This window comes from Bellilinea sp. (assembly GCF_053501535.1).
Genome location: NZ_JBRCOK010000159.1, coordinates 1 through 6,784 on the forward strand (window position 1 = coordinate 1; position 6,784 = coordinate 6,784).

The following is a 6,784-nucleotide window of genomic DNA, read 5'->3' on the forward strand; positions in this document are numbered from 1 at the left end:
AGAAGCATAAAGACAAAAAACACCCCTACCACAAACCAGCGATAACGTCCGGATGGTTTCATGATTCCACTCCTGAGCATATAAATAACATCAAACAACCAAAGTATAGCCAAGGATGCAAAAAAAAGAAACGATTTCCCACCCCTAATTTTCTGAATCTTGAAAGGTATAATGAAAAATGCCTTTGAATAGAAACCTGAAAAATGAGGGTTTGTAATTACGGAATGAAGACTGTTTTAAATTTTTGGCAAGCTGACCCCACCATTTCTTCCGGTATTACCTCAATTCAGGTCATTCCAGCCTGTAGAGGGAGTTTTGTTCCATTACCGGAGTTTTTGGACACGAATCTATCGGAAATTCTCGAGAAGGAAGGAATTCGCGATCTTTATCTTCATCAAGCGGAAGCGATACAGTCAATTACCCATTCTCAAAACACGATTATTACAACCGGAACAGCCAGTGGTAAGTCGCTTTGTTATCTTCTGCCGATTCTGCAACGCTGTTTGGAAGATGAAACTGCCACTGCCTTGTTGCTCTTTCCAACCAAAGCACTGACACAAGATCAGTATAAAAATCTTTTGCGCCTGTCGCCCAAAACCTTACATTCCCAAATCGCCATTTATGATGGGGACACGCCAGTTTCACAACGCGCAAAAATTCGTAACAACACCCGAATTTTACTCAGCAATCCCGATATGCTGCACACGGCAATTTTGCCTCATCATCCCGGGTGGGAGCGCTACTTTCGAGGTTTAACTTATGTTGTGCTGGATGAAGTTCACCTGTACCGAGGCGTTTTTGGTTCTCACATAGCCAATTTACTCCGTCGCCTGAAGCGAATAGCCCGTTTTTACGCAGTATTTCCGACCTTTATTCTGACTTCAGCAACGGTTGCTAATGCGAAAGAACATGCGGAAAATTTAGTTGAAGAACCTTTTATCGAGGTTTCAGATAATCAATCCCCTCGCGGAAACAAGTATTTTATCCTTTACAATCCCCCCATCATTCATCAAGAACTCGGTGTACGCCGTTCAGCCTTGAGCGAAGCTGTTCGCCTGAGCGGCGATTTGATTGTAAAAGGCATCCAGACCCTTTTGTTCACCCATACTCGTAAAAACGTCGAAATTGGAGTAAGGTTACTGCAAACTCAGAACCCCGATCAAGCACATAAAATCTTTGCTTATCGCAGCGGATACCTTCCATCGGAACGCAGAAAAATTGAGCAAGCATTGAAAAACGGTACAGCCAAAGCTGTTGTCGCAACCAACGCTTTGGAATTGGGGGTGGATATTGGCGGGATAGAAGGGGTGATCATCAGCGGCTACCCGGGCAGTATCGCAGCAACTCATCAACAGGCCGGCCGATCTGGTAGAAAAAAACAGGATTCGCTGGCTGTTCTGGTCGCGTCTTCCAATCCCTTAGATCAATACATCATCAAACATCCGGAATACCTTATTGAAAAACCACCGGAAATGGCATTGATTAATCCCAATAATCCTCTAATTTTATTGCAGCATCTCCGCTGTGCTGTGTTTGAATTGCCTTTTCGACAAAACGACACCTTTGGTGGACTCTCATGGGATTATATTCTTCCATACTTGCAGGTATTAACTTTAAATCGCGAGGTTTTTGCAACCGCTGACCGTTTTATCTGGCGCGCCAATCAATATCCATCTCAGAGCGTTTCGCTGAGAAGTACATCCGGGGAGGTGTTTTTGCTACATGTAGAGGAAGATGAGCGATTAACCATCATCGGTGAAATTGATCAAAGTAGTGTGGATTGGATGGTTCATCCCAACGCCGTTTATCTTCATCAGGGGCAATCTTATTTTGTGGAAGAATTAAACTTCGAGAAGAAACGGGTGCGTCTTTCAGCGTTCAACGGAGATTATTACACTCAACCATTGATGGACCAAACCATTCAAAAAATATCTGAAGAGAAAAACCGTCCTGTGCCTGGTGGTATCATTCACTTTGGAGAGATTGAAGTTACCCAACAATTGAAAGCTTTTCGAAAAATCTCCTGGCAGAGCAAAGAGATTCTTGCTACTGAAGAAATGCAACTGCCACCCCGTATTTTACGAACCGTTGGTTACTGGATTGAAATCAATTCTCAAACTTTAGAACTTCTCTCAGAAAACAACTTGTGGTCAGGAAAGCCAAACAATTATGGGCCAAACTGGGATCAACAAAGAAATCTGGCTCGTCAACGCGACCGATTTACCTGTCAACTTTGCGGCGTTCCGGAAAAAAACATCCCCCACCAAGTACATCACAAAATACCGTTCCGCCAGTTTCCCTCCTTTGAGCAGGCTAATCGCCTGGAAAATTTGATAACTCTCTGTCCGGCCTGCCACCGCAAAGCTGAGAGTGTTGTCCGCATCCGCAGCGGGTTATCCGGTTTGCGCTACCTTCTTTCACAAATCGCTCCGCTATTTGTTTTATGCGATCCGGGAGATTTGGGGTCTCATAGTGACCCACAATCACCGATTAGTGACGGCAGCCCCATCGTTATGATCTATGACAACTCTGCTGCCGGAATCGGCTTATCCGAAATGCTTTTTGACAAACATGAATTAATCCTTTCCAGCGCCCTGGAAGTTGTCCTCAATTGTCCTTGCGCTGATGGTTGTCCGGCTTGCGTAGGGGTTGGTGGAGAAAACGGGAGCGCTGAAAAAACCGAGACTCTGGCTATACTTAAAATTCTTAACGGCTTACCCCTTCGCTTATAATAGAGGTATGGATGACTCCTTATTGAATCGTCTTAAATCGCTGGGGATGCAACTTGGGAACCCACCAGTTTCTCACAGTCCAAACCGAAAACCTGAGGTTTCGGTTTCGATTGAAAAAGTAATCTCTGGACAACATCATCCAACCATTTTCGGAGATGTTTTTATTTCAAAAAAACAATATCCTGCAGACTACAAACATGGAATTATTGAATTTACAACCGGGATAGACCTTTCACCCCTATTATCTTGGTCTCGAATCTCCCTTGAATCCAATCCTCCCATTGAAGAATTTGTTTTTTTGGATACAGAAACTTCCGGTCTGGCAGGCGGGACGGGAACTTTTGTATTTCTGGTCGGCCTTGGATACTGGAAAAATGATCAATACCACCTTACTCAACTGTTTTTACGGGAACCCGATGAAGAACCGGCATTTCTAACTGCACTGGAAGAACATCTTACTCCCTTCAAAGTTTTAGTGACCTACAACGGTAAATCCTTCGATGCGCCATTATTAAACAACCGCTTTGTATTGAACGGTTTTCAATCACCTATTAAGAAAAAACATCACATCGATCTGCTTTCACTCACACGGCGAATCTGGCGCAACCGTCTGGATGATCGCTCGCTAGGCAACCTGGAACATGAGATTCTCAGCCTGACTCGCTCAGCAGATGAGATTCCTGGCTGGATGGTTCCGCAGATTTATTTTGAATATCTTCAAACCTTGAACGCTTCTCCTCTTCAAGGCGTTTTCTATCATAACCAGATTGATATCTTATCCCTCTCTGCATTGTTTGTACACTTGACCCAATTATTAAATAATCCGCTCGCTGCAGAAAACCCGCAGAGCCTGGATTTGATCGCCATTGCTCGCCTCTATGAAGAATTGGGTGAATACGCCAGAGCAGTTCAATTATATGAAGCCGGTCTCGAAATCGGGTTACCCATCCATTTTTTTATTCAGACTCTTTACAGGTTTGCCAACCTGCATCGTCGCACCGGTCAACCGGAAGAAGCGCTCAACCTATGGCTGAAAGCCGCTGAATACAACGAAGTGGATGCCTGCATCGAAATTGCCAAATTCTACGAACATCAACAAAAAGCCTATTCTCAGGCAATTGAGTGGACGGAGTTGGGCTTGAACTACCTCGAACAGTCACCCATGCCGCGTTATATCAAAAAGCAGAGACGAATGGAATTAGAACATCGAAGACAGCGATTAATCCAGAAACAAAACCGCTTAAGAAATCAGGAAACCTCATGAAATCCTTTACTGACAATTTGTCACAGCAGCTTAAACAAGCCGTCATCAAGCAAAAATCCAGCCACCTTGAACAGATAGATGAAAAGTCTAATCTTTACACGCTATATCGTTTTCTTTACCTGTATGAGGAGCACGTCAGTAAACTTGTGTTTCAAGCTTTACAGCAAAGAGGCGAATTCACGCCATTTGCCATGATGGATTCTTTGGAGTCTGAAATTCAAAAATCTGATAATCAATCCGATCCTGATCTTCAACGCATTTTCAATCATTACCGCGCTTACAAACAACGATTGGATGAGATTTACCGGTTGGTCAAAGTAATTTTGACCAGCAAGAAAAATGGAGAAAAGACCAATGATGGATGAACTGCAAAAAGTGTTCACAGCCTACGGACAGCTGGAAGCAGACATGGTACGTTTGATGCTGGAAGCAGCCGGAATCACCGTTATTCTGCGGCGGGAAAGTGCCGGTGCAGTTTACGGATTAACGGTCGGCCCATTGGGAGAAGTTCATTTGTATGTGCCTGCAAGGCAGTTCGAAGACGCCCAACAACTCATCCGGTCCATGCAATCTGGAGAATTAGAAAATCAGTCGGATGAAGATGATTGGGATATTGAAGATACACCAGATGAGGGTTTTTAAATCGGCTGCACTGCCTTTTGAATTTTTTTCTGATACCGCTCCATTATTTTTTTGGTTATCTCTCCCACCATTCCCTGACCAATGATCTGATCATCAATTTGATGAATGGGTAAAACTCCCCGGCTGGTACTGGTGAGGAAGGCTTCATCAAGAGTTTTTAATTCTGCATACGGGAAACCCTCATAACGCAGCGGTATTGCCAGTTCTTGAATAATCTCCAATACTTGTTTTCGAGTAATCCCTGCCAGCACATGCTGATCGTCGGTAAAAATCGTTCCATCCTTTACCGCAAAGAAATTGCTGCTCAACCCTTCCAACATGCGTCCGTTCTCATCCACCATGATTGCTTCATTAATTTCGTTCGGTAATTTTCGCCGTATTTCATCGGCCGTATGAATGAAAGTTGTTGTCTTTGCAGCAGGGTTTTCCCGATGCATCCGAATCGTGATCACCCGCACACCGTTTTGATAATCACGCAAAGAAGGTAAGACTAATTTTTCCAGAAAAATGTAAATCTGCAGCTCATCTCGATTTTCGGTTGTGAATGGAATGCTGATACGAACCCTTGCTTCTGCAGCAGGAAAGTTTTTCAGCAGTTCGCTTAAAGCGTTGCGGATTGCCTGACGATTCAATTTAAGTTCTCTGCCAAGCAACTGCGCAGAACCCTCCAATCGGTCAAAATGTCCTTCTAAATCCAACACATGGAATTTTTCAAAAGTTCGAAAAGTGGTATAAACCCCATCCGGTATCAACCTGTTGGCTTGATCCAGCGATTTTAAGTCGTCCTTCTCAAATGCTTTTTGTAATGAAATCCCATCCGGATTTTGAGTGATACAATACGCTGAAATCATCTTATTTCCCTGTTTGAACCCTTTTTGCTGGATTATACTGGTAAGAGGTAGAAATCTTTTTTAGATTTAGAAGGTTGTAAAGTGAAGTCAAAATCTCCAAATTTTCGCTTTTACGCTCTGTTAAGCTTGATAATTCTCCTGAATTTGGCAATCGGATTGGCAGGTGGCTACTATATCCGCGACCAACAACTCTTTTCGATCAACCAGAATAATTATCCACTCCTCGAACAAGCCTATGAATTACTGCTAGATCATGGATATTACCCGTTGCCAGACCAGAAGAAAGTTGAATACGGGATGATTCGCGGTCTTTTACAGGCCTACAATGACCCTTATACCACATTTGTCGAACCACCCCAGCATGAGTTACAAAGTCAACAGCTGCGCGGCAAATTTGGTGGGATCGGCGCACGCATAGAACGCGATTCGCAAAACAACTACAGGCTTTATCCATTCGCCGATTCACCCGCAAGGCGGGAAGGTCTACTGGATGGAGATATCTTGATTGAAGTGGATAAAGTTAAGATAACCACAGAAACGACCCAGGATGATGTATTATCTCTGTTACGAGGCGAAAAAGGGACAAGTGTTCAGCTGGTCATCTTCCGAGAAGAAGAACAACGGGAATACTCCTTTCAAATCGTCCGAGAGGAAATTCCAATACCTTCGGTTACCTGGAATACTCTCCCGGAGGATGAACGAGTCGGTCTCATTCAAGTCAACCTCATGTCCTCAACCACGCCGGACGAAATTCAGAAAGCCATCGAAGACTTGATTGTGAAAGGTGCTGACCATTTCATTCTTGATTTACGCAACAATGGCGGAGGATTGGTAGATACCGGAGTGAAGATTGCCGAATTATTCCTGCCTGCGGACAAGCCAATATTAACTCAAACCTACCGCGACAAGCCTCCTCAAACCATTCAAACCTCCAAAGACGGCCCTTTCACCGAAATTCCGCTGGTGATATTTACAAATAATTCCACAGCCAGCGCTGCTGAAATTACCGCCGGCGCATTAAAAGCTCAGCAACGAGCCAGATTAGTTGGCACGCCGACTTTTGGAAAATATACCATTCAGCTGGTCTTTGACCTGAAAGATGGCTCGTCGTTGCACGTCACCGCAGCTGAATGGGAAATTCCGGGTTTAGAACCGCCCATCCGTGATCACGGTGTTTTACCCGACGATTGGATTGAAAATGAAACACCCGACAATCTGAATAACCGTTACCTTCAAGCCGCCCTTCAAGCCTTCAACCTGAATACAAACCCGTGATTTTTACATCGGTTTCGATT

Annotated in this window: 7 protein-coding genes; 6 read left to right on the forward strand and 1 reads right to left on the reverse strand. The window is 44.1% G+C overall.

The window, feature by feature from the left end:
- The 5 genes from ACWIZX_RS14540 to ACWIZX_RS14560 form a co-directional block, all read left to right on the forward strand.
- Positions 1–188 (forward strand): hypothetical protein (locus ACWIZX_RS14540; protein ID WP_448336294.1); only part of this gene is annotated, 188 nt, incomplete at its 5' end.
- A 15-nt stretch (positions 189–203) separates the two neighbouring features.
- The gene (locus ACWIZX_RS14545) at positions 204–2,732 is read left to right on the forward strand and encodes a DEAD/DEAH box helicase (RefSeq protein ID WP_448336295.1); all 2,529 of its coding nucleotides are present in this window, start codon (positions 204–206) and stop codon (positions 2,730–2,732) included.
- Between the two features lie 298 nt (positions 2,733–3,030).
- Positions 3,031–3,996 (forward strand): ribonuclease H-like domain-containing protein, encoded by a 966-nt coding sequence (locus ACWIZX_RS14550; RefSeq protein WP_448336296.1) that lies wholly within the window; start codon positions 3,031–3,033, stop codon positions 3,994–3,996.
- On the forward strand, positions 3,993–4,361 hold the full coding sequence (locus tag ACWIZX_RS14555; RefSeq protein WP_448336297.1) for a hypothetical protein: 369 nt from the start codon (positions 3,993–3,995) through the stop codon (positions 4,359–4,361). The genes ACWIZX_RS14550 and ACWIZX_RS14555 overlap by 4 nt, the downstream gene beginning before the upstream one ends.
- Positions 4,351–4,638, forward strand: a complete 288-nt coding sequence (locus ACWIZX_RS14560) for a putative signal transducing protein (protein WP_322791707.1) — start codon at positions 4,351–4,353, stop codon at positions 4,636–4,638. The genes ACWIZX_RS14555 and ACWIZX_RS14560 overlap by 11 nt, the downstream gene beginning before the upstream one ends.
- Here ACWIZX_RS14560 and ACWIZX_RS14565 read toward each other — a convergent pair.
- Positions 4,635–5,489: an aminotransferase class IV gene (locus ACWIZX_RS14565; RefSeq protein WP_448336298.1), complete on the reverse strand. Its 855-nt coding sequence runs from the start codon at positions 5,487–5,489 to the stop codon at positions 4,635–4,637. The genes ACWIZX_RS14560 and ACWIZX_RS14565 overlap by 4 nt on opposite strands.
- An 81-nt stretch (positions 5,490–5,570) precedes the next feature.
- On the opposite strand from ACWIZX_RS14565, the gene ACWIZX_RS14570 reads away from it, so the two are divergent.
- A complete protein-coding gene (locus ACWIZX_RS14570) occupies positions 5,571–6,764 on the forward strand; it encodes a S41 family peptidase (protein ID WP_448336299.1) in 1,194 nt (397 codons plus the stop codon).
- Positions 6,765–6,784 lie beyond the last annotated feature (20 nt).